Origin of the sequence: Ruminococcus sp. 210702-SL.1.03 (assembly GCF_020559915.1) — a bacterium.
In the GTDB taxonomy this organism is placed as follows: Bacteria; Bacillota; Clostridia; order Oscillospirales; family Ruminococcaceae; genus YE71.
This window is the reverse complement of the sequence record NZ_JAJCLZ010000151.1, coordinates 1-306: the sequence shown is the minus strand read 5'-3', so window position 1 is coordinate 306 and position 306 is coordinate 1. Positions and strand designations below refer to the sequence as shown.

The window sequence follows — 306 nt, the reverse complement described above, 5'->3', positions numbered from 1 at the left end:
TGCCTCCGGACGGAATCGAACCATCGACACGGGGATTTTCAGTCCCCTGCTCTACCGACTGAGCTACAGAGGCGTGAAAACAAAAGCTTTCCCTAAGATGATCCGGAGCGTGCGCTCGGAATAGCGACCGGAATGGGGCTCGAACCCACGACCTCCAGCGTGACAGGCTGGCGTTCTAACCAACTGAACTACCCGGCCAATTTGTGCGGAGAAGCTGTATTCTCCGCGAGTGGTGGAAACTATAGGGCTCGAACCTATGACCCTCTGCTTGTAAGGCAGATGCTCTCCCAGCTGAGCTAAGCTTCC

General features: G+C 55.9%; 3 tRNA genes. All 3 read right to left on the bottom strand.

Annotated features, from left to right (window positions below):
• Nucleotides 1-73, bottom strand: a tRNA-Phe gene (locus tag LI114_RS13885).
• Nucleotides 74-124: 51 nt separating this feature from the next.
• Nucleotides 125-198, bottom strand: a tRNA-Asp gene (locus LI114_RS13880).
• A 32-nt stretch (nt 199-230) separates the two neighbouring features.
• Nucleotides 231-306: transfer RNA gene (locus LI114_RS13875), tRNA-Val, on the bottom strand.